At 72.0% G+C, this 24,522-nt stretch carries 24 protein-coding genes; 8 read left to right on the forward strand and 16 right to left on the reverse strand.

The window, feature by feature from the left end:
• Positions 1 to 25: 25 nt before the first annotated feature.
• Entirely contained in the window at positions 26 to 1,543 is a 1,518-nt protein-coding gene (locus tag K7957_RS14895; RefSeq protein ID WP_223012774.1) for a fumarate hydratase, read from the reverse strand.
• Positions 1,544 to 1,719: 176 nt separating this feature from the next.
• Here K7957_RS14895 and K7957_RS14900 point away from each other — a divergent pair, with 176 nt between their 5' ends.
• Positions 1,720 to 4,356 (forward strand): EAL domain-containing protein, encoded by a 2,637-nt coding sequence (locus K7957_RS14900; RefSeq protein ID WP_223012775.1) that lies wholly within the window; start codon positions 1,720 to 1,722, stop codon positions 4,354 to 4,356.
• 132 nt (positions 4,357 to 4,488) lie between these two features.
• On the opposite strand, the gene K7957_RS14905 is transcribed toward K7957_RS14900, so the two are convergent.
• From K7957_RS14905 to recQ, 3 genes are all read right to left on the reverse strand, one after another.
• Positions 4,489 to 4,875: a hypothetical protein gene (locus K7957_RS14905; RefSeq protein WP_223012776.1), complete on the reverse strand. Its 387-nt coding sequence runs from the start codon at positions 4,873 to 4,875 to the stop codon at positions 4,489 to 4,491.
• 9 nt (positions 4,876 to 4,884) lie between these two features.
• On the reverse strand, positions 4,885 to 5,313 hold the full coding sequence (locus K7957_RS14910) for a protein tyrosine phosphatase family protein (RefSeq protein ID WP_223012777.1): 429 nt from the start codon (positions 5,311 to 5,313) through the stop codon (positions 4,885 to 4,887).
• Between the two features lie 302 nt (positions 5,314 to 5,615).
• Positions 5,616 to 7,388: a DNA helicase RecQ gene (gene recQ / locus K7957_RS14915; protein ID WP_223012778.1), complete on the reverse strand. Its 1,773-nt coding sequence runs from the start codon at positions 7,386 to 7,388 to the stop codon at positions 5,616 to 5,618.
• Between the two features lie 156 nt (positions 7,389 to 7,544).
• On the opposite strand from recQ, the gene K7957_RS14920 reads away from it, so the two are divergent.
• On the forward strand, positions 7,545 to 7,715 hold the full coding sequence (locus K7957_RS14920; protein WP_223012779.1) for a hypothetical protein: 171 nt from the start codon (positions 7,545 to 7,547) through the stop codon (positions 7,713 to 7,715).
• Positions 7,712 to 7,990: a GNAT family N-acetyltransferase gene (locus K7957_RS14925; RefSeq protein ID WP_223012780.1), complete on the forward strand. Its 279-nt coding sequence runs from the start codon at positions 7,712 to 7,714 to the stop codon at positions 7,988 to 7,990. Before K7957_RS14920 ends, K7957_RS14925 begins: the two co-directional genes overlap by 4 nt.
• Positions 7,991 to 8,123: 133 nt before the next feature.
• Here the strand turns inward: K7957_RS14925 and K7957_RS14930 are convergent, their stop codons facing one another.
• From K7957_RS14930 to K7957_RS14980, 11 genes are all read right to left on the reverse strand, one after another.
• Entirely contained in the window at positions 8,124 to 8,522 is a 399-nt protein-coding gene (locus K7957_RS14930; protein ID WP_219750848.1) for a flagellar export chaperone FliS, read from the reverse strand.
• Between the two features lie 17 nt (positions 8,523 to 8,539).
• On the reverse strand, positions 8,540 to 10,072 hold the full coding sequence (gene fliD, locus K7957_RS14935) for a flagellar filament capping protein FliD (RefSeq protein WP_223012781.1): 1,533 nt from the start codon (positions 10,070 to 10,072) through the stop codon (positions 8,540 to 8,542).
• Positions 10,073 to 10,106: 34 nt separating this feature from the next.
• The gene (locus K7957_RS14940) at positions 10,107 to 11,231 is read right to left on the reverse strand and encodes an EscU/YscU/HrcU family type III secretion system export apparatus switch protein (protein ID WP_223012782.1); all 1,125 of its coding nucleotides are present in this window, start codon (positions 11,229 to 11,231) and stop codon (positions 10,107 to 10,109) included.
• Complete coding sequence (fliR, locus tag K7957_RS14945) at positions 11,231 to 12,013, reverse strand: flagellar biosynthetic protein FliR (RefSeq protein WP_223012783.1); 783 nt, start codon at positions 12,011 to 12,013, stop codon at positions 11,231 to 11,233. The genes K7957_RS14940 and fliR overlap by 1 nt, the downstream gene beginning before the upstream one ends.
• A gap of 211 nt (positions 12,014 to 12,224) precedes the next feature.
• Entirely contained in the window at positions 12,225 to 12,506 is a 282-nt protein-coding gene (gene fliQ, locus K7957_RS14950) for a flagellar biosynthesis protein FliQ (protein ID WP_223012784.1), read from the reverse strand.
• Positions 12,507 to 12,587: 81 nt separating this feature from the next.
• Complete coding sequence (gene fliP, locus K7957_RS14955; RefSeq protein WP_246617126.1) at positions 12,588 to 13,499, reverse strand: flagellar type III secretion system pore protein FliP; 912 nt, start codon at positions 13,497 to 13,499, stop codon at positions 12,588 to 12,590.
• 149 nt (positions 13,500 to 13,648) lie between these two features.
• Positions 13,649 to 13,975 carry a flagellar biosynthetic protein FliO gene (locus tag K7957_RS14960; RefSeq protein ID WP_223012785.1) on the reverse strand — a complete coding sequence of 109 codons (327 nt, stop codon included), beginning with the start codon at positions 13,973 to 13,975 and terminating at the stop codon, positions 13,649 to 13,651.
• A 14-nt stretch (positions 13,976 to 13,989) separates the two neighbouring features.
• Entirely contained in the window at positions 13,990 to 14,280 is a 291-nt protein-coding gene (gene fliN / locus K7957_RS14965) for a flagellar motor switch protein FliN (protein WP_132908390.1), read from the reverse strand.
• A complete protein-coding gene (locus K7957_RS14970) occupies positions 14,277 to 15,245 on the reverse strand; it encodes a flagellar motor switch protein FliM (protein WP_223012786.1) in 969 nt (322 codons plus the stop codon). Before K7957_RS14970 ends, fliN begins: the two co-directional genes overlap by 4 nt.
• A gap of 6 nt (positions 15,246 to 15,251) precedes the next feature.
• Positions 15,252 to 15,920 (reverse strand): flagellar basal body-associated FliL family protein, encoded by a 669-nt coding sequence (locus K7957_RS14975; RefSeq protein ID WP_223012787.1) that lies wholly within the window; start codon positions 15,918 to 15,920, stop codon positions 15,252 to 15,254.
• Between the two features lie 16 nt (positions 15,921 to 15,936).
• Positions 15,937 to 18,444 carry a flagellar hook-length control protein FliK gene (locus K7957_RS14980; RefSeq protein WP_223012788.1) on the reverse strand — a complete coding sequence of 836 codons (2,508 nt, stop codon included), beginning with the start codon at positions 18,442 to 18,444 and terminating at the stop codon, positions 15,937 to 15,939.
• A 131-nt stretch (positions 18,445 to 18,575) separates the two neighbouring features.
• Between K7957_RS14980 and K7957_RS14985 the strand changes: the two genes are divergently transcribed.
• From K7957_RS14985 to K7957_RS14995, 3 genes are all read left to right on the forward strand, one after another.
• A complete protein-coding gene (locus tag K7957_RS14985) occupies positions 18,576 to 18,821 on the forward strand; it encodes a PDDEXK family nuclease (RefSeq protein WP_246617127.1) in 246 nt (81 codons plus the stop codon).
• Between the two features lie 141 nt (positions 18,822 to 18,962).
• A complete protein-coding gene (locus tag K7957_RS14990) occupies positions 18,963 to 19,433 on the forward strand; it encodes a DUF3429 domain-containing protein (protein WP_223012789.1) in 471 nt (156 codons plus the stop codon).
• 210 nt (positions 19,434 to 19,643) lie between these two features.
• On the forward strand, positions 19,644 to 20,684 hold the full coding sequence (locus tag K7957_RS14995) for a mannose-1-phosphate guanylyltransferase/mannose-6-phosphate isomerase (protein WP_281422871.1): 1,041 nt from the start codon (positions 19,644 to 19,646) through the stop codon (positions 20,682 to 20,684).
• 209 nt (positions 20,685 to 20,893) lie between these two features.
• Here K7957_RS14995 and K7957_RS15000 read toward each other — a convergent pair whose 3' ends face one another.
• Positions 20,894 to 22,243 carry a NupC/NupG family nucleoside CNT transporter gene (locus K7957_RS15000; protein WP_223012791.1) on the reverse strand — a complete coding sequence of 450 codons (1,350 nt, stop codon included), beginning with the start codon at positions 22,241 to 22,243 and terminating at the stop codon, positions 20,894 to 20,896.
• A gap of 283 nt (positions 22,244 to 22,526) precedes the next feature.
• On the opposite strand from K7957_RS15000, the gene K7957_RS15005 reads away from it, so the two are divergent.
• Together K7957_RS15005 and metF are read left to right on the forward strand one after the other, a co-directional pair.
• Entirely contained in the window at positions 22,527 to 23,477 is a 951-nt protein-coding gene (locus K7957_RS15005; RefSeq protein ID WP_183921964.1) for an ArsR/SmtB family transcription factor, read from the forward strand.
• Positions 23,474 to 24,415 (forward strand): methylenetetrahydrofolate reductase [NAD(P)H], encoded by a 942-nt coding sequence (gene metF / locus K7957_RS15010; RefSeq protein WP_223012792.1) that lies wholly within the window; start codon positions 23,474 to 23,476, stop codon positions 24,413 to 24,415. The genes K7957_RS15005 and metF overlap by 4 nt, the downstream gene beginning before the upstream one ends.
• Positions 24,416 to 24,522: the final 107 nt, after the last annotated feature.

Below are 24,522 nucleotides of genomic sequence, written 5' to 3' on the forward strand. Positions count from 1 at the left end.
TCCGCCGGGAGTACTGCCGCCCCGCTCACGCCGGCTGCAACAACCCCTCCCGCGCGATCTTCTCGCGCCACACCAGCGGCGCGAGCTGGTGGACGTTCTGCCCCTCGGCGTCGACCGCGACGGTGACCGGAAAGTCGCTCACCTCGAACTCGTAGATCGCTTCCATGCCGAGGTCCGCGAAGCCGACGACCTTGCTGCCCTTGATCGCGCGCGCGACCAGATAGGCCGCGCCGCCGACCGCCATCAGATAGGCGCTCTTGTGGTCGCGGATCGCCTCGGTCGCGGCCGGGCCGCGCTCGGCCTTGCCGACCATCGCGAGCAGGCCCTGCTCGAGCATCATGCGCGTGAACTTGTCCATCCGCGTCGCCGTGGTCGGCCCAGCCGGCCCGACCACTTCCTCGCCGACCGGGTCGACCGGCCCGACATAATAGATCACGCGGCCCTTGAACTCGACCGGCAGCTCCTCGCCGCGCGCGAGCATGTCGGCGATGCGCTTGTGCGCGGCGTCGCGCCCGGTGAGCATCTTGCCGTTGAGCAGCAGGCGGTCGCCGTGCTTCCACGTCTGCACCACCTCGGGAGTCAGCGTGTCGAGGTCGACCCGGATCGCGGCGCTGTCGGGCTGCCAATCGACCTGTGGCCAGTCGGCGAGCTTGGGCGGCTCGAGATAGACCGGCCCCGAGCCGTCGAGCGTGAAGTGGGCGTGGCGCGTCGCGGCGCAATTCGGGATCATCGCCACCGGCTTGGACGCGGCGTGGGTCGGCCAGTCGAGGATCTTGACGTCCAGGATGGTCGAGAGCCCGCCCAGCCCCTGCGCGCCGATGCCGAGCGCGTTGACCTTTTCGAACAGTTCGATGCGGAGCGCCTCCAGGTCGTTGCGCGGCCCGCGCGCCTTGAGCTGCGCCATGTCGATCTGCCCCATCAGCGATTCCTTGGCGAGCACCATCGCTTTCTCCGCCGTGCCGCCGATTCCGATGCCGAGCATCCCGGGCGGGCACCAGCCCGCGCCCATCTGCGGCAGCATCTCGAGCACCCAGTCGACGATCGAGTCGCTCGGATTCATCATCTTGAACTTGGACTTGTTCTCGCTGCCGCCGCCCTTGGCCGCGACGTCCACATGGACCTTGTCGCCCGGCACCATCTCGACGTGGAGCACCGAGGGCGTGTTGTCGCGCGTGTTGCGGCGCGTGAAGGCCGGGTCGGCGAGGATCGAGGCGCGCAGCTTGTTCTCGGGATGGAGATAGGCGCGGCGCACGCCCTCGTCGACGACCTCCTGGAGCGAGCGCTGGCTCTCCAGCCGGCAGTCCTGCCCCCATTTGACGAAGACGGTGACGATCCCGGTATCCTGGCAGATCGGGCGGTGTCCCTCGGCGCACATCCGGCTGTTGGTGAGGATCTGCGCCATCGCGTCCTTGGCGGCGGGGCTCTGCTCCGCGTCATAGGCTTCCCCCAGCGCGCGGATGTAATCCATCGGATGGTAGTAACTGATGAACTGGAGCGCGTCGGCCACGCTCTCGATCAGGTCGGCTTCACGGATCGTCGTCATGCGCGCGGCTGTACGACGGTGGTGATAGCGGGGCAACCGGCGGGGCCTGCGCGACACTCTGCTTCGTTCGCGGGAGAGCAGATGAGTGCCGAGCGACACGAGACCGTCGCGACGACGCCGCACTGGTCACGCGCGGCGCAAAGGAAAACGCAAGGATGTCCGGCTAGGACAGCGTCATGCGCCCGCCCGCCACCGATCGAGACGACTCGCCCAGCGGTGCGCGCGCGCTCGCCGAGGCGCTCGGGCTGGCGCCCGCGTCGGACGCGCTGGTGGAGGAGTCGCGCCGCGCCGCGCTCGCCGCCAGCGCCGCGCTATGGCCCGCCGCCGCGGCGGTGCTGCTGCTCGCGCCGCTCGCGCTGGTGCTGCTCGCGCTCGGATCGCCGGCCGCCAACGCGTTGGCGGCCTGCGCCACGCCGGCGGCGCTTCTCGGGTTCGGCTGTTGGGGCGTCGCCGCGCACCCGCGTGCCGCGGCGAGCCCGACTCATTGGCGGATCGCCACCGTCGCCGCGGGCGGCAGCGCGATCGCGCTGGCGCTCGCGCTCGGTGCGCATGCCGCCGCCGCCTTGCCGCCGACGCTGCTTCCCGCCGCGGCCGTCGCGGGGGGCGCCGCGACGCTGGCGCTCGCGCTCGCGCTCCAACCGCTGCGCGCCGCCGCGCTCGCCCTGACCGCGACACTCGCGCTCGCGGCGGTGGCGCTCACCGGCGCCGCGCCGCTCCCCGCGGCGCTCGCGCTCGGCGGCGCCGCGCTGGTGGCGCTCGCGATCCTGCGCGCCGCGTTCGCGCGCCAGCGCGCGCTGGGCGAGCGGCGGCAGCGCCGCGACGCCGAGCGGCGCGACAGCCGCCTCGTCGCCGAATATGAGTCGCACGGCGCGGGCTGGTTCTGGCAGAGCGACCGCCGCGGCCGGCTCACCTATCTGTCGGAAAAGGTCGCGCGCGAGCTGCGCGCGCTCGGCATGGAGCCGATCGGCGCGGCGCTCACCGACGTCTTCCGCGTCGACTCGGCCTGGGTCGAGACCGAGCGGACGCTGAGCTTCCACCTGTCGTCGCGCACCTCCTTCACCGATTACTCGGTCCGGCCCGCCACGGGGGGCAGCGGCGCGGAGCGCTGGTGGTCGATCTCGGGCCGCCCCGCGCGCGACGAGCTCGACCGCTTCCAGGGCTTCATCGGCGCCGGCTCGGACCTGACCGAGCAGCGCCGCGCCGAGGCCGAGATCAAGCGGCTCGCGCTGTTCGACGCGCTCACCGGCATCGCCAACCGCCAGCGCATGCGGCTCGCGCTCGAGCAGACGCTGGCGCAGGCGCAGGCGGGCGGCACCCACCCGACCGGCCTGTTCCTGCTCGACCTCGACCGCTTCAAGGCGGTCAACGACACGCTCGGCCACCAGGTCGGCGACGATCTGCTCAAGGAAGTGGCGCAGCGGCTGCAGCGCACCATCGGCGACGCCGGTTTGGTCGGCCGGCTCGGCGGCGACGAGTTCAAGGTGATCGTCCCCAACGAGGGTGACCGCGACCGGCTCGGCGCGCTGGCGCAGCGCGTGATCGCGGCGCTGTCGCTGCCCTATCACATCGACCGCTCGACCCTGTCGATCGGCTGCTCGGTCGGCGTCGCGATCGCTCCCGCGGACGGCGCGGCGCAGGAGGAGCTGGTGCGCAACGCCGACCTCGCGCTCTACGCCGCCAAGGCGGACGGGCGCGGGGTGCACCGCTTCTATCGCGAGGAGCTGCTCCACGGCGCGCAGAAGCGCAAGCGGCTGGAGGACGACCTGCGTCAGGCGCTCGCCGCCGGCCAGTTCTACCTCGCCTATCAGCCGGTGGTGTCGACCGCGGACGCGCGCATCATGGGCTATGAGGCGCTGGTGCGCTGGGACCATCCGCAGCGCGGGCCGGTGAGCCCGGCCGAGTTCATCCCGGTGGCGGAGGAGTGCGGGCTGATCGAGGCGATCGGTGCCTGGGTGCTCGACACCGCCTGCGCCGAGGCGGCGAGCTGGCCGGACCATGTCCGCGTCGCGGTCAACGTCTCGCCGATCCAGTTCGCCAACCCCAAGCTGCCCGCGCTGGTGGCGGGCGCGCTCGCCGCCGCGGGGCTGGCGCCGCACCGGCTCGAGCTGGAGATCACCGAGGGCGTTTTCCTCAACGAGGATGCCTCGTCGGAGCAGATGTTCCGCGCGCTCAAGGCGCTGGGCGTGCGGCTCGCGCTCGACGACTTCGGTACCGGCTATTCCAGCCTCGGCTATCTGCGCAAGGCGCCGTTCGACAAGATCAAGATCGACCAGAGCTTCGTGCGCGGCGCGATCCAGCCGGGCAACCGCAACGCCGCCATCATCCGCGCGATCGTCAGCCTGGCCGAGACGCTCGGCATGGAGACCACCGCCGAAGGAGTCGAGCAGCAGGACGAGATCGTGCTGATCCGCGGCCTGGGATGCAGCCATATCCAAGGCTTTGTCTACGGTCGCCCCGCCGACGCCGGCACGGTGCGCGCGCAGCTCGCCGCGGGAGAGGGCTATGCGGTGCCGATCGGGCACAAGACCAGCCGCGCGCCGCGCCACCGCGTCCTGCGCTCGGCGCGGCTCGAGCTGGCGGGCGAGCGCGCCGAGGTGCGCGTGCGCAACATCTCGCCGGCGGGGGCGATGATCGACGGCGTCGACCTGCCGGTGGCGGCGATCGGTTATCCGGTGGCGCTCGAGCTCGACGACGGGCTGGCGCTGGCGGCGACGGTGCGCTGGGTCGACGAGGAGGGCCGCGCTGGACTGGAATTCGCCGCGGCGTTCGACCTGGAGCGGTTCAACCAGCCGGTGCCGCGCCGCGCCGCATGAGCCTGGGGGGGCACGCCAAGCCGTAGCGACTCACAACGGCTGCAAGTGATCGCGCTCCTGCAACGATAATCTCAAGGTACTGCCCCTTGTGCTCCCGCGCACGCGGGGGTCTAGGCGTCCCTCGCGTCGCGGTCAGGCGGTCTCGAGCGACCCGACGATCGTGGCGGGCTCGCGCTGCGGCAGCGGCGGCATGCCGAGCCGGCGCACGTCGATCGCGGAGACCCCCGCCAGCAGTACGTCGCCGAAGCCGCGGTCACCGGTCTCGACCAGGATACCCGCGTGGGTCTGGCGCAGCATCGCCCACTCGACCGCGCGCGCCCGCACCCGTGCGCCGCGCACCAGCACCAGCGCGATCACTCCGGTCGTATCGATCACCAGCGCAGCGCGGCCATCCTCGGCGATCACCGCGTCGAACGCGGCGAAGCGCGGCAGCGCGACTCCGACCGCCTCGACCGCCTCCGCGACCGATCGCATCATCCGGTGCGCCCGGCCGAGGCCGAGCCATGCCGCCAGCCCCATCGCGCCGGCTCAGCCGCGCCGCGCCACCGCGTCGAGCAGGGGACGCAGGTTGGTGAGGTCGTAGCCCGCGGCGGCGGCCTTGGCGGTGAGCGAGTCGGCGTCGTCGCCGCGCGCCGCGCCGGCGAGTGCCCAGAGGTTGCACGAGCGCGTACCCGAGCGGCAATAGGCCAGCACGGGGCCGCCCGCCTCGGCCAGCGCCGCGGTCATCGCCTCGACCTGCGGCAGCGAGAAGCCGGCGTGGGTGATCGGGATGGCGGTGTAGCGCAGCCCCGCCGCCTCCGCCGCGGCGCGGATCGATTCGCCCTCGGGCTGGCCGGGTTCCTCGCCGTCGGGGCGGTTGTTGACCACGGCCCTGTAGCCGGCGGCGGCGATGGCGGGCAGGTCCTCGGGCCGGATCTGCGGCGCGACCGCGATCGTCTCGTCGATGATGCGCAACATAGGATGGTGCCCTTAGCGCGGACGGGTCGCCGCGTCACTGATCCCGTTCGTCCCGTCGCGGGAGAGCGCCTTAGCGCGAAGCGGGTGGGTCGGCGAGGGAGGAATAGCTTCCATGTCGATGAGCGCGAGATCCTCCCCGCTTGGCGGGAAGGGGGACCGCCGCGCGGCAGCGCGGTGGTGGAGGGGGCTTTCCACGCAGCGCAGCGCTTGAGGAAGCCCGCCGCCACCACGCCGCTTCTCGTCGCGGTCCCCCTCCCCGCGAGCGGGGAGGATCTTCTAGGATTCCCGCGCGACCCAGCCCCTCACCCCATCCCCTTCAACACGTCCAGGAACGCCTGCCCATAGGCGTCGAGCTTGCGCTGGCCCACCCCCGCGATCCGCCCCAGCGCGGCGAGCGAGGTCGGCCGCAGCGCCGCCATCTCGCGCAGCGCCGAATCGTGGAAGATCACGTAGGGCGGCACCCCCGCCTCCTTGGCCAGCTCGCGCCGGCACGCGCGCAGCGCCTCGAAAAGCGGATCGTCGACCGGATTGGGGGTCGCGCCCGCCCGCCCCCCGCGCCGGCGCTCGCGCTTGGGCGGCTCGACCAGCGGCAGCGTCGCCTCGCCCTTCAGCAGCGCGCGCGCCGCCGGACCGAACTCGAGCCCGCCGTGATGGTTGGTGCGCAGCGCGTCCTTGAGCAGCAGCGCGCGCCCGACCGGCTTGAGCAACGCCACCTCCTCGCCGTCGACGATGTTCCACACCGACAATTGCTCGTGTCCGTTCATCAGGCTGCGTTCGCTCGACTGGCCGGTGAGCACCTGCTCGATATAGGTCGCGCCGAACATCTGCCCGGTACGGAACACCGCCGACAGATACTTGCGCGCCGTCTCGGTCGCATCCAGCGCGGCGGGGGGCGACAGGCAGTTGTCGCAATTGCCGCACGTCTCGGGCGGGTGCTCGCCGAAGTGGCGCAGCAGGATGGCGCGGCGGCAGCCCGCGGTCTCCACCAAGGCGCCGAGCGCGGCGAGCCGCTGGCGCTCGCCCGGCTGGCGCTGCTGCTCGACCTCGCCGATGCGCTGCCGCGCGCGCGCGAAATCCTCCGCGCCCCAGAAAAGATGCGCCACCGCGGGATCGCCGTCGCGACCGGCGCGCCCGGTCTCCTGATAATAGGCCTCGATCGACTTGGGCAGGCCGGCATGCGCGACGAAGCGGACGTCGGGCTTGTCGATCCCCATGCCGAAGGCGACCGTGGCGCACATCACCATGTCCTCGGAGGCGACGAAATCGGCCTGGTTGCGCGCGCGCACCGCGGGATCGAGCCCGGCGTGATAGGCGCGCACCGGGCGGCCGGTGATCGCGGTGAGCTGCGCCGCCATCTTCTCGGTCGCGGCGCGGGTCTGGACATAGACGATGCCCGGCCCGGGCGTGTCGCGCACCACGTCGGCGATCTGGCGCGTGGTGTTGTCCTTGGGACGGATCGTGTAGCGGATGTTGGGCCGGTCGAACCCGGCGACGATCATCCCCTCGTGCGGGATGCCGAGCTGCTCGAGGATGTCGGCGCGGGTGTGCGCGTCGGCGGTGGCGGTCAGCGCCAGCCGCGGCACCTCGGGGAAGGCGTCGAGCAGCGGGCGCAGCAGGCGATAGTCGGGGCGGAAGTCGTGGCCCCACTCGCTCACGCAATGCGCCTCGTCGATCGCGAACAGCGCGGGCCGGCCGCGCTCGAGCAGGTCGCGGAAGTCGGCGGTGGAGGCGCGCTCGGGCGCGACGTACAGCAGGTCCAGCCCACCATCGAGGTAGCGCCCGCGCGTCTCGGCCTTGTTCTCGTCGACGCTGGTCAGCGTCGCGGCGCGCAGGCCCACCGCGGTGGCGGCGCGGAGCTGGTCGTGCATCAGCGCGATCAGCGGGCTGACGACCACGCACGTCCCCTCCAGCATCGCCGAGGGCAGCTGGTAGCAGAGCGACTTGCCCGCGCCGGTCGGCATCACCGCGAGCGTGCGCTCGCCCGCGAGCACGCGCGTGACGACCTGCTCCTGCACGCCGCGGAAGGCGGGGAAGCCGAATATGGTGTGGAGCTGGGGAAGCGGGTCGAGCGCCATGGGCGCGCCCGACCTAGGCGCGCGCGCGGCGCAGGGCAACCGGCGCGGCGACGCGGCCCGGTGGGAGGGTAACCGGCGCGGTGACGCGCCGGGGCGGGCGGGCGGGAACGCGCGACCGGGGCGGCGCGTAGTGCGCGCATGCTGTCAGGACGACCGATGACCCCGCGCCCCAACCTCGCCCTGTTCACCTTCGGTGCGGCGGCGCTGCTCGCGGCGTGCGAGCGCGAGCCCGCCGATGGCGCCGCGCCCGCGGTGGAGGCGCAGGCCACGCCCGCGGCGTCAGTGGGACGCGCGCCCGACGCGCCCGCGGCGGGGCCCGGTCAGTGAGCGTCGAGCGGGTCCGCGACAATCGCTCGGAGCAGGAGTTCGAGCTGACGGTCGCGGGCGAGCGCGCGGTCGCGGCCTATCAGCTGGAGGGCGACACGATCGTCTTCACGCACACGTTGGTGCCGCCCGCGATCGAGGGACGCGGGGTGGGCTCGCGGCTGATCCGCGCCGCGCTGGATTCAGCGCGCGACCAGGGCCTGCGCGTGGTGCCGCAATGCCCGTTCGTGCGCGCCTTCATCGAGCGCCATCCGGAATATCGCGACCTGGTGCGGTGAGGGTGACGATCGGCCAACTCACCCCTCCTCCTCAGGGGAGGGGCCGGGGGTGGGGCGCTTCCGCACACGCCGCATTCGTGGAGAGGCCCCAGCCCAACCTTTCCCCCGAAGGGGAGGGGCTAGATGCACCCCCTCACGCCGCGCGCGCCATCCGCCACGCCGCGGCGATCTCCTCCAGCTCCGACGCCACCGCGCGGAACGGCTCGCCGTCGGTGCCGATGCTGGCGTCCACCACCTGGCGGCGGCAGCCGGCGTAGAAGCGCGCGAGCGTGCGCGAGACGTCGCCGCCGCGATCGAAGTCGAGGTTCGCCTCCAGCGCGAACAGGATCGCGGTGGCGCGGGTCACGCGCTCGCTGCGCGTGGCGAACTGGCGGTTGTCCGCCGCCCAGGCGGCGACGCGCAGCGCCTGGGTGAGCTCCTCGTACAGCAACTGGACGAGCGCCGGCCCGTCGGCCGCGGCGGTGCGGCCGGCGAGGTCGATCTCGCGATAGGTACGCGCCGGATCGCGCAGCAGGGCGGAAGCATAGGCCATGGTCGTCTAACTCTCGCTCAACCCGTCGACTTGGTCCAATTGTCGATCTGCTGCTGCATGAACGACTGCGTGGCTTTGTAGGCGGAGACGCGCGCGTTCATGCTGGAGAACTGCTGCGTCAGCCGCGAGGTCATCTTCGTCGCCTGATCATCGACGTTGCTCTGCTGCTTGCCGAGATCCGACTGCGCCTGGCGGTAGCGCGTGCTCGAGGCGGCGAGGCCGTAGATCGTGCTGCCCGTGTTGAGGTCGAGCGACTTCATCGCGGCGTACAGCCCGGTGGCGCCGCTGCTGCTCTTGGCGAACATCGCCTCCACCGCCTCGGGCGTGTTCTTCATCGCGCTCGTCAGCGCATTGTCGTCGACCTCGAGCTCGCCGGTGCGCGTCGTGCGCACGCCGATCGCGGCGAGCGTCGACGGCGAGCCCGCCGCGGCGCCGGGCAGCAGCACGCGGCTGGTCAGCCCCTGCAACGTGCGCAGCAGCGTCTTGGCGGCGGGGTCGGCGCGAAGCTGGCCGTTGATCGCGTCGGTCTGCTCCTTCACCACGCCGAGCACCTGGTTGTAGGTGTCGACGAAGTCCTTCACCGCGCTCGACAGCGCGCTGTCGGGGCGGGTGGCGGTGAGGTTGGTGGTGCCGGTGCCGGTGAGGCTCAGCTTGACGCCCGCGATCAGGTCGCTGACCTCGTTGCTGCCGCGCTCGACCGAGACGCCGTCGACCACCAGCTTGGCGTTGCCCGCCTGGCTGGAGACAGTGGTCTTATCGGTGGTGCCGAAACCGGTGTCGAACTGCGCCAGCGCGCCGCCCGAGTCGCTCGCGGCCAGCGTGAAGGCCTGGGTCGCGCCGGTGGTGCCCTTGAGCGAGAGATAGGCGCCGCCGTCGGCGTCGTTGATCACCGTGGCGGTGACGCCCGCCTTCTTGGCGTTGATCGCCGCGGCGATGCCCGACAGCGAGTTGTTGCTCGAGTCGATCGATATCGCGAACGACTTGGCGCTGCCGTCGCTGTTCGTGCCCGCGGTGAAGCCGGTCATCGCGCCGCCGCTGGTGGTGGCGGTGCCGAGCGTCAGCGTCAGCGTGCCGGTGCCGAAGGTGGCGGTCGAGGGCGAGGCGATCTTGGCGCTGGTGGCGATCTGCGCGGTGGCGAGCGCGTTGACGGTGACGCTGCTGTTGAGCCCCGAGGCCGAGGCGCCCGAGATCGCGCTGGCGGTGGCGACGCCACTCATCGAGCTGTTGGGCTGGGTCGCGAGCGAGCCGCCCTCGACGAGGTTCTCCAGCGCCTTGGTGAAGTCCGCGATGGTGCTCTTGAGCGTCGCCACGCCCGAGATCTGCGCGGTGAGCGAGTCGCTCTTCGAGGTGAGCTGCGCGCGCTTCTGCGCGAACTGCGCGTCGACCAGCTGGGTGACGAGCGCGCCGGTATCGACCCCCGAACCCGAGCCGAGCGAGGTGAGGACCGAGTTGGCGGCGGATTGGTTGACCGACGAGGTCGACGACGTCTTGGTCGTCGACGTCGTGCCGGTCGTTGCCGTGCTGCTGGTGCTGCTGATCGTCGTCGCCATGATACCCCCTTAAACGACCGCTCGCCGCCGGAATTTACCCCTGTTTCTTGCCATGCTCGTCGAATCGCGCGGTGAGGGGTACGTCGACCGCCGGCATCCGCCCGCCGGCGCGCTCGTTGAGCCCGAAGACGAAGGCGAGCACGGTGGCGATCGCGACATAGAGGTCGTCGCGCACCTCCTGCCCCTCGCGGCTGGTGTAATAGACCGCGCGGGCGAGCGCGGGATATTCGAGGATCGGCAGCTGCATCTCGCCCGCCGCCTCGCGGATCGCCAGCGCGGTGGCGTTGCGGCCCTTGGCCATCACCACCGGCACCTGGTCGCGCCCGCGATCGTAGCGCAGCGCCACCGCGAAATGGGTCGGGTTGGTGAGCACGACATGCGCCTCGGTCAGCGCCTGGCGCATGCCGCCGGAGAGCATCGCGCGCTGCTTGGCGCGCATATGCCCCTTCATCTCGGGATTGCCCTCGCTCTCCTTGTGCTCGTCGCGCACCTCCTGCTTGGACATGCGCAGCTTGCGCAGCAGCTGCATGACCTGGGTGGGCACGTCGACCAGGGCAATCGCGACCAGCCCCATCGCCATCACCAGGAGCACGTTGGTCATCGTCGCGCCCAGCCCGGCGAGCGCGACGGGCAGGTTGGACGAGGCGAGGCCGAAGCTGAAATGCGCGGTCTTCCACAGCATCCAGGCGCCGATCGTGCCGAGCAGGATCACCTTGAGCAGCGATTTGCCGAGCTCGATCCAGCCCGACATGCCGAGGATCCGCTTCAGCCCCGAGGCCGGGTTGATGCGCGACGCCTTGGGCGCCATCAGCGAGCCGTTCCAGCCGAAGCTGCCGAGCCCCGCCTGGCTGACGATCGCGGCGGCCACGCTGATCGCGAACAAGGAGCCGAGCGGCGTCGCCAGCTTCCATCCCGCCTCGACCAGCGGGCGCCACGGCGCGAAATCCTCGATATCGGCGCGCCCGAAGGTGAAGCTCGACGCCATCACCGCGCGGCAGGCGTTGAGCAGGCCGGGGCCGAAGAACAAGAGCCACGACACGCCCGCCAGCACCACCAGCGCGGTGGCGAGGTCGCGGCTCTTGAGGATGTCGCCCTTCTCGCGCGCGTCCTTGCGACGCTTGTCGGTCGGGGCTTCTGTCTTGTCGCCACCCTCCGACATCAGCGCGCCCCCGCGAGCACGAGGCTCTGCGCCGCGGCGAGGCCCTCGCGTACGATCACCTGCATATAGTCACCCATCGCCGGCAGCGCGATCGCGAGGCTCAGCACGCCGACCGCGAGGCTCACCGGCAGGCCGACCGCGAACAGGTTGAGCGACGGCGCCGAGCGCGACACCATCCCCATGACGAGGTTGAGGCACAGCAGCAGGAAGCCGACCGGCAGCGCCAGCAGCAGCCCGGCGAGAAAGGCATAGCCGCCGAACAGCGCGATGTCGCGGAGCTGGCCGGCGGCCAGCCAGGAGGCGCCGGGCGGCAGCGCGCGGTAGCTGCGCACCACCAGGTCGACCAGCACCAGGTGCCCGTCGAGCGAGAGGAACAGCAAGGTCATCATGATCGACAGGAACTGGCCGATGGCAGGGCTCGATCGGCCAGAATTGGGGTCGATCATGTTGGCGAAGCCGATCCCCATCGACCCACCGATGATCTCGCCCGCCACCAGCGGCGCGGCGAAGGCGACCTGGAGCACGAAGCCGATCGCCAGCCCGACCAACGCCTCGGCCGCGACCGCGACGAAGGTGGCGAGCGCGAACACGCTCTGCGGGGTCTGCACGGGGGTGGTGCCGAGCACCAGCACCGCGATCGCGCCCGACAGCGCCACGCGCACGGTGAGCGGCACCGAGACGTTGCTGAACACCGGCGCGGCGATGAAGGCGGCGCCGACGCGGATCATCACGAAGATCATCGCCCACAGCTGGGGCTCGATGGCGAGGCCGAAGCCGAGCATCTATCGCGCGGTCCGTGGAGCCGGTGTTCCTGCGCACGCAGGAGCACGGCGCCCGAGGGAGCGACACCGTTCCATTTCACGCTTGTTCCCCGGCGAAGGCCGGGGTCCAGTTGGGTGGAGCGCTGTGGCTGGCACGAAACGTCTTTCGCCTGGGCCCCGGCCTTCGCCGGGGAACAGAAGAGAAGAAGGAGGTAGCAGCACGGTCACGCGCTCACCGCACCAGATCGGGGATGCGCGCGAAGATCTCGTTGGTGAAGTCGCTCAGCAGCCCGAGGATCATCGCGCCGAACACCATGATCGACACCGCGACCACGATCAGCTTGGGGACGAAGCTCAGCGTCTGCTCGTTGATCGAGGTGGCGGCCTGGACCATGCCGAGGATCAGTCCCGACAGCAGCGCCGGGATCAGGATCGGCGCCGCGGCGAGCGCCAGCACCCACATCGTCTGGTTGGCGACGGTCAGGAAATAATCGGCGTCGACGAGCGGGTGCATGCGGGCTTCTCGATGGCGTCGCCCCGGGACGGGGTCGGGACAGGCGCGCTATGGCGGAACTTGGTTAACGCACCTCTACCTTCAGGTCGCGAAACTGTTGGCGAGGCTACCCATCGTCAGTGCCCAGCCGTCGACCAGCACGAACAGCAGCAGCTTGAACGGCAGCGAGATGATCGTCGGGCTCAGCATCGCCATGCCCAGCGCCATCAGCACGGTCGCCACCACCAGGTCGATCACGATGAAGGGCAGGAAGACGAGGAAGCCGATCTGGAAGGCGGTCTTCAGCTCGGAGGTGACATAGGCCGGCAGCAGCACCGAATAGGGGATGTCGCGCGGGCTGGCATAGGGGCCGGACTTGGCCATCTCGGCGAACATCGTGACGTCCTTCACGCGCGTCTGCTTCTCCATGAATGCGTGGAGCGGCGCGCCCGCGGCCTGGATCAGCTGCGTGCCGCCGATGCGCCCCTGCGAATAGGGCTGGATCGCGGTCGTGTTGATCTGGTTGATCGCGGGCGCCATCACGAAGAAGCTGAGGAAAAGCGACAGGCCGATCAGCACCTGGTTGGGCGGGGTCTGTTGCAGCCCCATGGCCTGGCGCAGGATCGACAGCACGATGATGATGCGGGTGAAGCTCGTCATCATCAGCACGATCCCGGGCAGGATCGTGAGCAGCCCCATGATGATGAGCACTTGCAGCGACAGCGACAGCGAGCCGTTGCCGGGCGTGCTCGAGGCGTCGCCGCGCGAGAGCTGGCCGAGCGCGCGGTCGACCGCGTCGCCGACGCCCGGCGCGGGCGCCGCGGGCGCGCCGGGGGGCGGCGCGGCGGGTCCCGTCTGGGCGAGCGCGGGGAAGGCGACGCACAGCATCACCGCGATGGCGGCGAGCGCGAGCAGCACGCGCCAGGCGTGCTGGCGCTTGGCGGCGCGCGCGCGGATCAGCGCCGCGGTGCCGCCGGTGCGCGTGACGGTGTAATTCTGTTGCATCGTCGGCATCCGCATCCTCCTTCCCAGCGTCATCCTGAACTTGTTTCAGGATCCACGTCGCCCATCATGCCGAGGCGTCGTCTTCTGCGGTACGGTGGATCCTGAAACGAGTTCAGGATGACGGAAGGAGACGGTAGCGATCGCGAAATCACCCCCGCTCACCGCCGGAACTCGCGCGCCAGCGCGCGCGCCGCCTCGGCCGGGTCGACCGCCGCGGCGATACCCTCGCCCGTCGCCGGCGTCTTGTCGACCAACGTCACGCCGCCGCGGCCGACCGAGACGAGCAGACGGCTGCCCTCGAAGTCGATCACCGCGAGCCGCAGCCCCGGCGAGATCATCATCGTCTCGCGCACCGCGATCATCCGGGCCGCGGTCTTGCCCGGCAGCCGCGTCTCGAGCCGCCGCCACAGATACAGGCACCCGATCATCAAGCCGCAGACCAGCGGCAGCAGCACCACCAGCTTGAGGATATAGGTCCACATCATCAGCGCGTCGCCTCTCAGCCTCGCTTCTCGGGCGCGACCAGCTCGGTCATCTTCACCCCGAAGCGGTCACCCACCGTGACGACTTCGCCGCGGCCAATCAACGTGCCGTTAACCAGAACATCCAGCAACTCGCCCGCCTGTCGGTCGAGCTCGATCACGCTGGCCTCGCCGAGCGCGAGCAGCTCGCGCAGCGACAGCGTGGTCGAGCCGATCTCCACCGTCAGCTTGACGTCGACGTCCTGGAGCATGCGCAGGTTGGCGGCGACCGCCGCGTCGATCGTGAAGCCGCTCGTCATGTCGTTCATAGCAGGGGTCCTTCGAGCTTGGAGATGCGGATCGCGGCGCGACCGTTGGAGGTGCCGACCGTGCCCATGCCGAGCGCGACGCCGCCGATCACGATCGGCACGTCGGGGCCGAAGCTGATCGGGATGACGTCGCCTTCCTTGAGGTCCATCAGCTTGGCGAGCGAGATCGTCGGCTCGGCCAGCACCGAGCGCACCGGCAGCCGCACGCCCATCGCGGCGCGGGTCAGCTGGGTACGCCACTCGGCGTCGACCTCGGCGGGCTTGGCCACCACCTTGCCGGTGAGCGCGACCGTGTGCGGCTTGAGCGTGGCGACGGGGTAGAGCACGTCGACGAACAGCGGCTTGGCGCTGCCGCGCGCGAGGCCGAAGCGGGTGGAGATCACCACGTCGTCGCCCTCGATCCCCTGGATCAGGTTGGAGCCCAGCTCGCACCGCTCGGCGCCGAAGCGCGCGCGCGCCAGCGGCTCCCACGCGCTCTGCAACGTGCGCGCCATCGCGGCGGCGACTCGCTGCGCCAGCACGTCGGCGGCGGGGGTGAACTCGAGCGCCAGCATCGGCGATACGTCGCCGGTGCCGCCGAAGAACAGGTCGAGCAGCTCGGCGACGAACTGCGAGTCGAGCACCACCAGCAGCGGGCGGCCGTCCATCGTCAGCGGCAGATAGGCGGTCAGCTTGTCGCCGCGCGCGGCGCGATAGTCGGCGAGACGCAGCACCTCGAGCGGCTCCGCCCAGGTGCGCGTCTCGCTGCGCCAATAGCCCTCGAACACCTGGCGTACCCCGCGCGCGGCGCGCGCCGAGAGGTGTTGCAGCGTGTGGAGGTCGCCGAAGGGATGCAGCTTGCCCGCCGCCCCCGACCCCGCGCCGAGGTTGGTCACGCCGACGGGAGAGTCGGAGCGCCCACGCCCGCGCCGCTCGGTGGCGTCGGGCTCCAGGCCGAAGTCGGAGAGGTCGGGCTCATTAACCATGCCCAGTCACTGAACCACGAAGTTGGTAAAGTAGACGTTACTGATGCCGCCGAAACCCTCTTTCTCGCGGAGAGTCTGGTTGATCGCCGCGACCAGCCGCTTCTGGAGCTGCTGCTTGCCCGCGCTGGTGAAGACCTGATCCTCGGTCGTGTCGCCCAGCGTCATGAGGATCGCCGAGCGAATCGCGATGTCGTTGGTCTTCAGGTTGTTGATGACCTTCTCGTCGTAGGGCGTGGAGACGGCGACGCCGACCTGGACGAAATGCACCGAGTCCTGGAGGTTGGAGGTGAACTCCTTGTCCATCGCGAAATAGTTGGAGGCATAGGGCTCCCCGCCGGCACCCTCGGGGGTGGGAGCGCCATGGTCCTCGCTCTTGGCCTCGCCGCCCTCGGCGCTCTCGCCGCCGCCGTGACCGCCCTCGCCGCCCTCGCCGCCCTCGCCGCCCTCGCCGCCTTCACCGGCACGCTTCTGCTCGCTCTTGGGGACGAGATGGGGCTTGTTGGGGTCCTCCTTGAGCGCGGGGTGCGCGCCGCCGCCGCCGACCAGCCCGGAACTGGCGGCGTACAGGCCGGCGCCGACGCCGCCGCCCAGCAGGACGACGACGCCCACGACGCCGACGAGGATCGTCTTCATCTTGCCCTTCTTCTTGGGCGCGGCGGCTTCGGTGTCACTCATCGGTCATTCCCTCGGGTCAGGCGATACGATCATCGGTGGGGGCCGCGTCGGCGACGCGGCGGACGGAAGCGGGAGTACGCGGCGCGCGCTGTTGCTGCGCCTGCGGCTGCTGGCGGTCGGGCTGCTGGCCGGCGTTGCTGCCCTGCGACTGGCCGGCGGCGGTCTGCGCGGCCTGCGACCCGCCGGACGACGCCTGGCCCTGCTGCGGCGTGCTGGCCGAACCGTTGCCGCCCGAGCCGTTGCCCGCCGTGGCGCTACCACCGTGCTGGAGCTTGATGCCGCGCTGCTCGGCCATCTCCTGCAGGCGCGGCTGCGCCTCGGCGAGCAGGGCGCGGGTCTGCGGCTGCTCGGCGACGAGCTGGACCTGCACGGTATCGCCGTCGCGCCGCAGCGAGACGTCGATCGCGCCCAGCGCGTCGGGGACGAGCCGAATGCGCACGTCATTGGCGTTGGCCATGTCGCGCAGCATCTCGATGCGATGGATCATCGCCTCGGGCCAGCGCCCGTGCGTCATGTCGAGCGGCTGCTGGGTAGCGGGCTGCGGCGCGGCGACCGCCGCGGCCGTGATCGCGCCGGTCGCGGGCTGGGCGAGCTGCGCGGTCGGCAGCGGCTCCGCGGGCGCGGCGCGCTCGTCGGCGGTGACGGCGCGGTGGATCGCGTCGGCGAACGTACGCGCCGCGGTCGCGATCGCGGGCGCCGCGGCGGCGGGGAGGGCGACGGGCGTCGCCGCGACCGCCGTGGACGCGGCGTGCGGCGCCGGGTCGAGCGCGACGGCGGCGGCCGAGTCGACGGGGCCGGTCGCGGCGGGGTCAGCGGGTAGCGCGGTCGCCGCGATGGCGGCTGCGCTACCGTCCGCGGTCGGCAAGGTGGCGACGGGCGCTGTGGCCGGCGACGCGGGAGGGGCGAGTGTCAGCGGCGCGTCGACCCGCGCCGGCGCGGCCGCTGCGATGACGGGCGCGACGCTGGCGACACTCGCGACGGGCGTCGGGGTCGACGCGGCGGCAACCGGGGCGACAGCCGCGGGGGACCGTGGCGGCGTCGCCGACGCGACCACGGGGCGGGCGGCATCGGCGTCGAGCGTCGGCAGCGGCGCGCGCGCCCCCTGGCGCGGCGGTGCGGCGTCAGCGGGAATGGCGGCGGGAGCGGGGGCGGTCTCGTCTACGGCGCCGCGCCGCGGGGCGACCTGAACGCGGACCTGCTCGGTCCCCGAGGGGATCGGCGGCGGCACGGTGGCGAGCGGGGGCTTCGCCGGCGCGGCGACGGCGGCGGCGATCTGGCCCGCGCCGGTGGCGGGCAGGAGCGCCGGGCGAGCGGCACTATCGACGCGTGACGGTCCCGCCGGCGCCGCGGCCCGGCGCGCGGTCGTGCGCGGCGGCACGGAAAGGGCGTCGGTCGCGGCGGCCACGGTGGCGGTCGGGTTGCCCGACGGCGTCGCCGCTTCGGTGCCCTCCGTCGCGATGACGGTCGCGGGCATCGTCGCGGCGGGCGTCGAGGACGCCGACGCGGCGGCCCGTGCGGGTGACGAGGCGATCGCGGGGCCGGGCGTGAGCGTCGGCACGGCGGCGCGCTTCCCAGCGATGTCGGGCAGCGGCGTGGCGGCGGTCGGCGCATCGGCGCGGGCGGGCGGCACATCGCCGACCGAGGTCGCCACGGGCGATGCCGTCGCCGCTGACGCCGCCGGAGTCGGTGCTGCCGGGGCGAGGGTGATGTCGGCAGGGCGGGCGGAGGCCGGGAATCCCTTCGCCGGGATCGTGTCGCGCGGTGCGAGGGGAAGTGTCGGCGCGCTGTCATGTGTCACGGCAGTCTGGCCCGGTGCAGCGACCGAGCCAACGGTGGGCGGCACGGCCGCCTCGTTGTTTGCCGCCGCGTCGCGCCGGACGGGCGCTGCCAGGAAGGGCGGCGTCATCGTGGGGGTAGCGAGGATGGCAGGGGCGACCGGCGTCGTCGCCAGGGGCTCGCTGGGCGCGGCCGCCGGGCGCTCGCCCCCGGCCGACTCCGCCGTGGCCGTCTCGTCGAGAGTCGACGCGCGGTTCGACCGGAGCAGCGCGACGTCCGCCACAACGGCCTCGCTCGTCGACGCTGGCGGCTCGGGCGCGATCGCGCGGCGCACCGCGGCGGCGCGACCGAGGACCGCGCCCGCCGGCAGCGGCACGGCGTGGCGCGGCGTCGCCGCCGCGGCGACGACCGTCTCGGGTACGGAGGACGCTGGCGGCACATCCAGCCCGGTGGCGTCGGCGAGCCAGGCGAGCGCGGCCTCGCCTGTCGGACCCGCGGCGAGCGGCGCACCCTCGCCGAGCGCGACCGGCAAGTCGCTGCCGGGAACGGCAAGCGCCTGCCGCCCGCCAGCCGCTGCTGCCGGTGTGCCGTCGCTCGCGGGCGCGACGAGGTCGAGGAAGGTGCCGCCCGCCACGGCGAGCCTGGTGCGCCCGCCCGCGCCGGCGGCGAGCGACTCGCCGGCGGGGGCGCCGGGGGTCGCCAGCGCGCCGGGGGCGGCGGTCAGCAGCAGGCTCGCGATCGTGGTCAAGGCAGGCTCCGGGCGCTGGTGGACGGGTACGACCTAGCATCAGCAAGAGCCGTGCCGTTTGCCCGGAGACGGCGAGCGACCGGTCGGCGGAGTCGCTTGGTACGGCCGCGCGCAAGCCTTATGGTGGCGACATGGCCAGCCTGCTCGCGCTCCAGCACCCGCGCTTCCTCACCGCCGAGGAGTTCCTGCAGATCGACTTCGGCCCGGAGCTGCGCGCCGAGCGCGACGATGGCGTCATCCGCATGATGGCGGACGGCTCGCGCGAATACGCGCGGGCGCAGGGCAATATCTTCCTCGCGCTCGGAGATCGCCTGCGCCGAAGCGGCTGCCGAGCGTCGACACGATCCTGTTCGTCGGTCCCGGCGAGGAATGGGTGATCGTCAGCCAGCACGTCGAGGGCGGTTGGATCGACACCGCGCCCGCGCGCCGCGACGTGGCGCTGCCGTCGCTCGACCTCGTGCTGCCCGCCGACGAGATGTTCGCGCGCGACTGATCGCGCGCTCGCGCGTTCGGGGGCGATGGCGACCAGCGCACCGACCCGCTTCGATCGATCGATCCCCACCGACAGCATCGTCTTCGGCTACGGCCCGATGCTCCCGCTCGTCGCGGCCGGTATCGGCGCCTGGCTGCTGCCCACGCCGTGGGGCGTGCTCGCGGTGCGGCTGGCGATCATCTGGGGCGCGCTGATCCTATCGTTCATCGGCGGGGTGCGGCGCGGGTTCGGGTTCGCCCGCGCCGAGGCCTCGACCGCGATCGAGCTCGCCGCGGCGGTGGCCTATGTCACGATCGCCGGGCTCGCGCTGCTGGTGCCTTATGCTGCCACGGCGGTGGCGCTGCTCGCCGCGGGCTACGCGCTGGCGGCGCTGCTCGACCGGCGCGCGGCGCTGCGCGGCAACGCGCCGGCGCATTTCGCGCGGCTGCGGGTCCCGCAGCTGCTGCTGGGTTGCGCCGGTCTCGCCGCCTGCTGGGCCTGGCTCATGACTCGCTGAGATGAACCCTCGCTCGGCCTCCGCCAGGCCCAGCGGATGATGTCAACGCCCTCCCCGCTGTTCGACGAAGAAGTGTCGAAGCTGGAACAGTTACGCGGTTAACGCCGATTGCCGCTTCGCACAAAGGGCCGTACGGGACCCATGCGCCCGCCGGGGTGTTATCGCGGACGAAGCGGGCGCCGTGTGCGCTCCGGGGGAAAGGGAATAACGTTGACCGAGATCGTGCCGGTGATCCTCTCGGGTGGGTCGGGTACTCGTTTGTGGCCGATGTCGCGCCCCGAGAAGCCCAAGCAGCTGCTGGCGCTCACCGCGGACGAGACGATGCTCCAGCTCACCGCCGCGCGCGCGCACGGCGACGCCTTCGCGGCGCCCGTGGTGGTCGCCAATGCCGCGCACGCCGATGAGGTGGAGGCGCAGCTCGCCGGCATCGGCGCGGCGCCGAGCGCGCTGATCCTCGAGCCCGCCGGGCGCAACACCGCGCCCGCGATCGCGCTCGCCGCGCTGGTCGCGGAGGGTGACAGCCCGCTGCTCGTCATGCCCTCCGACCATGTGATCGCCGACCGCGAGGCCTTCCACGCCGCGATCCACGCCGCACTGCCGCTGGTCGAGCAGGGCTGGCTGGTCACCTTCGGTATCACCCCCGACGCGCCCGAGACGGGCTACGGCTATATCAAGGTGGGCGAGGAGATCGCCGCCGGCGTCCACCGCGTCGCGCGCTTCGTCGAGAAGCCCAAGCGGGACGTCGCCGAAGCGATGGTGGCGGCGGGCGACCATGCCTGGAACGGCGGCATCTTCCTGTTCTGCGCCAAAGCCTATCTCGCCGCGCTGGAGGCGCATCGGCCCGATATCCTGGCGGCGGTGAAGCGCTCGCTCGACGGCGCGCGGCGCGAGGGCACGCGCATCTACCCCGACGCCGAGGCCTTCGCCGCCTCGCCCTCGGACTCGATCGACTATGCGGTGATGGAGAAGGCCGAGCGCGTCGCGGTGGTGCCGGTGGCGATGGGCTGGAGTGACGTCGGCAGCTGGGACGCGCTCCACGCGATCAGCGCGGGCGACCAGGGCGGTAACGTCGTCGCCGGCGAGGTGATCCTGCTCGATACGCGCAACTGCCTGGTGCGCAGCGACGGGGCGAAAGTGGCGATGGTCGGGGTCGAGGACCTGATCGTGGTCGCCAGCGGCAACGACATCCTGATCCTGCCGCGCGGCCGCAGCCAGGACGTCAAGCTGCTGCTGGAGGCGATGAAGAAGTAAGGGCAGTCGTGGGGGGGAGATCGTCCCCGATCAGGAACGCTCGATATAGCGTGCCGCGACCCCTCCTCATCAGGGGAGAAGTCGGTGGGGGCGCTCCGCTGACGCGGCGCTTGTGGAAGCTCCGCACCCCCGACTCCCCCCCTCGCAGGGGAGGGGAGACTTCGTTTTCCCTCGTGCCGCTCTGACGCCGACGGGGACCCGCTCCCGGTTCAGCCGATCAACAATCCCGCCAGCGCGGCGCTCATCAGGTTCGCCAAGCTCCCCGCCGCGAGCGCGCGAAGGCCGAGCCGCGCGATCGTCGGGCGCTGGTTGGGGGCGAGGCTGCCCGTCACCGCCATCTGGATCGCGATCGAGGAAAAATTGGCGAAGCCGCACAGCGCGAAGGTGACGATCGCGATGGTGCGCGGACTAAGCTGCGCCGCCTGCTTGCCGAGATCGATATAGGCGACGAACTCGTTGAGCACGATCTTCTCGCCGAACAGCCCGCCCGCGATCCCGGCCTCGCGCCACGGCACGTTGAGCAGGAACATGACCGGCTGGAAGACATAGCCGAGCAGCCCCTGGAAGCTCAGCTCGGGGTGGCCGAACCAGCCGCCGACCCCGCCGAGCAGCCCGTTGGCGAGCGCCACCAGCGCGACGAAGGCGAGCACCATCGCGCCGACCGCCACCGCCAACTTGACCCCGGTCTGCGCGCCCTGCGCCGCCGCCATGATCAGGTTGGCGGGCTTCTCCTCGTCGTGAGTCGCGTCGGGGAGCGGCTCGCCCGCGACTGGGCGCGCCGCCTCGCTCGGCAACGCGGCCGGCCCGATCCCCGCGGCGGTGCGGCGATGGTCGGCCAAAGCGACGTCGCGCGGCGCGCCCGGCACGTCGCCCAGCGCGAGCTCGCCCTCGGGCGTGGCGCGCCGGTCGGGCATGATGATCTTGGCCATCAGGATCCCGCCCGGCGCCGCCATGAAGCTGGCGGCGAGCAGATAGTCGATGCTGATCCCCATCGAGGCATAGGCCGCCAGGATCGTCCCCGCCACGCCTGCCATGCCGCTGGTCATCACGGTGAAGACCTGGGGCGGGGTGAGCCCGGCGAGATAGGGGCGGATCACCAGCGGCGACTCGCTCTGACCGACGAAGATGTTGGCGGCGGCGCACAGGCTCTCCACCTTGCTGGTCCCGATCAGTCGCTCGATCGCGCCGCCGAGCCAGCGCACCACCAGCTGCATCACGCCGAGGTAATAGAGGATCGACACCAGGCTGGCGAAGAAGATGATCACTGGCAGCGCGGCGATGGCGAAGCTCTGCCCGCCCACCGCCGGGCTGGCGAGGTTGCCGAACAGGAACTCGGTGCCGCGCTGCGAGTAACCGAGCAGCGCGGCGACGCCGGCCGAGGCGCCGGCGAGCGCGGCGCGGCCGGGCGTCCAGTAGAGCACGATCACGGCGATCAGCGCCTGGAGCGCGAAGGCGCTGCCGACGACGCGCGGGCGGATCGCGCGGCGATCGGCGGAGAGCAGCACCGCGAGCAGCAGGATCACCGCGATACCCGCGAGACCGATCAGGATTCTCTGCATTCGTCTTCTTTGATGTGAGCCGCGTGGAGGGCGCGCGGCGAGGGCGCGCACGCGGGGGCCGATCATACAGCGGTGGCCGCGCGCCGCCAGCCATGTTCGCGCGAGTTGGAGGAGGGTGTGCCGGATAAGCAACGGCTTGGGCGGGCCGTCCATCCCGGCGCGATCGCCCCCGGCTGGCCTCCACCGCGACGTCGCGCGCCGGCAACACGGCCGACACCGCCGGCAACTGGGGCGCGAGGATCGTTTGACCTCATATAAAGATATCTTTATATCTGCTCGCCGGATGAAACACGCCCTCGCCATCTTCAGCGCGCTCGCGGACCCGTCGCGGCTGCGCATCGTCGCGCTGCTCGGCGCGATGGAGCTCTCGGTGGGCGAGCTGGCGCAGGTGCTGGGGCAGAGCCAGCCGCGCGTGTCGCGCCACGTCAAGATCCTGTGCGACGCCGGGCTGGCGGAGCGGCGCAAGGAGGGCAGCTGGGTGTTCGTCGCGCTCGGCGACCGCGAGCGGCTCGCGCCCGTGCTCGCCGCGCTCGACTCGCTCGGCGTCACCGAGGAGGCCGCGGCGGATCTCGCGCGGCTGGCGGCGGTGCGCGCCGATCGCGCCGCCGCGGCGGCGGGCTGGTTCGAGGCGAACGCCGCCGAGTGGGACGCGATCCGCTCGCTCCACGTCGCCGAGGAGCAGGTCGAGGCGGCGATGCGCGAGGTGCTCGCCGACGCGCCGCTCGGCCGGCTGATCGACATCGGCACCGGCACCGGGCGGATGATCGAGCTGTTCGCGCCCGGCGCCACCCACGCGCTGGGGATCGACAAGAGCAGCGAGATGCTGCGGCTGGCGCGCGCCAAACTGGGCGAGCAGGGGCTCGCCAACGCCGAGCTGCGCCAGGCCGATCTCTACGCGCTGCCGCTGGGAGACGGGGCCGCGGACGTCGCGATCCTCCACCACGTGCTGCACTTCGCTCAGCAGCCCGGCGCCGCGATCGCCGAGGCGGCGCGCGTGCTGGCGACCGGCGGCCGGCTGCTGATCGCGGACTTCGCGCCGCACGACCGCGAGGAGCTGCGCGCGCGCGACGCGCACACGCGGCTGGGCTTCGCCGACGCGCAGATCGAGCGCTGGTTCGCCGCGGCCGGGCTGCTGCCGGCGCGGACCGAGACGCTCGAGGGCGGCGAACTGACGGTGAAATTGTGGCTCGGCCGGAAGGCCGGCGAGCCGTGGCGAGAGGTGAAGGCGGCATGACATTCTCGGTCAACCAGCTCGAGGAGGCGCGCCGAGCATTGGACGCGCCGCTCTACGCCGACGTCGGCGGCGACGTGGACGTGAGCTTCGAGTTCTCGCCGCCCAAGGGCGAGAAGTCGGAGGAGACGCTGTGGCAGTCGATCGAGACGCTCTGTCCGCTCGGGCCGCGCTTTCTCTCGGTCACGTACGGCGCGGGCGGGTCGACGCGCGACCGCACCCACGCCACGGTGGCGCGGATCGCGCGCGAGACCGCGGTGCCCGCCGCGGCGCATCTCACCTGCGTCGAGGCGACGCGCGAGGAGATCGACGCGGTGGCGCAGGAATATTGGGCCGCGGGGGTGCGCCACATCGTCGCGCTGCGCGGCGACCCGCCCGCGGGCGCGGCGGACTATGCGCCGCATCCCGGCGGCTATGAGAATGCCGCCGCGCTGGTGGCGGGGCTGCGCCGGCTGCACCCGTTCGAGATCTCCGTGGCGGCCTATCCCGAATGCCACCCCAGCTCGGCCGATCTCGCGGGCGATCTCGACAATCTCAGGCGCAAGCTCGACGCCGGGGCGAACCGCGCGATCACGCAGTTCTTCTTCGAGGCGGAGACCTTCTTCCGCTACCGCGACGCGGCGGCGGCGGCGGGGATCCAGGCCGAGATCGTGCCCGGCATCATGCCGATCGGCAGCTTCGCCGGCGTGCAGCGGATGGCGGCGATGTGCCGTACGGACGTGCCGGGCTGGCTGGTGCGGCTGTTCGAGGGGCTGGACGACCTGCCCGGCGCGCGCCAGCTGGTGGCGGCGACGGTGGCGGCCGAGCTGTGCCGCAAGCTCTACGCCGGCGGGGTCAAGCAGCTCCACTTCTACACGATGAACAGGGCCGAGCTGAGCTACGCGATCTGCCACCTGCTGGGGGTGCGGGCGCGAGCGCGAGAGACCGTCGCGGCGGCGTAGGTCAAATCCTCCCCGCTTAGCGGGGAGGGGGACCAGCCGCAGGCTGGTGGAGGGGGCTCTCCACCAGCGACACCGTTCGCGGAGAGCCCCCTCCACCCCTCGCCTTC

Origin of the sequence: Sphingomonas yunnanensis, assembly GCF_019898765.1 — a bacterium.
Lineage (GTDB): Bacteria > Pseudomonadota > Alphaproteobacteria > Sphingomonadales > Sphingomonadaceae > Sphingomonas > Sphingomonas yunnanensis.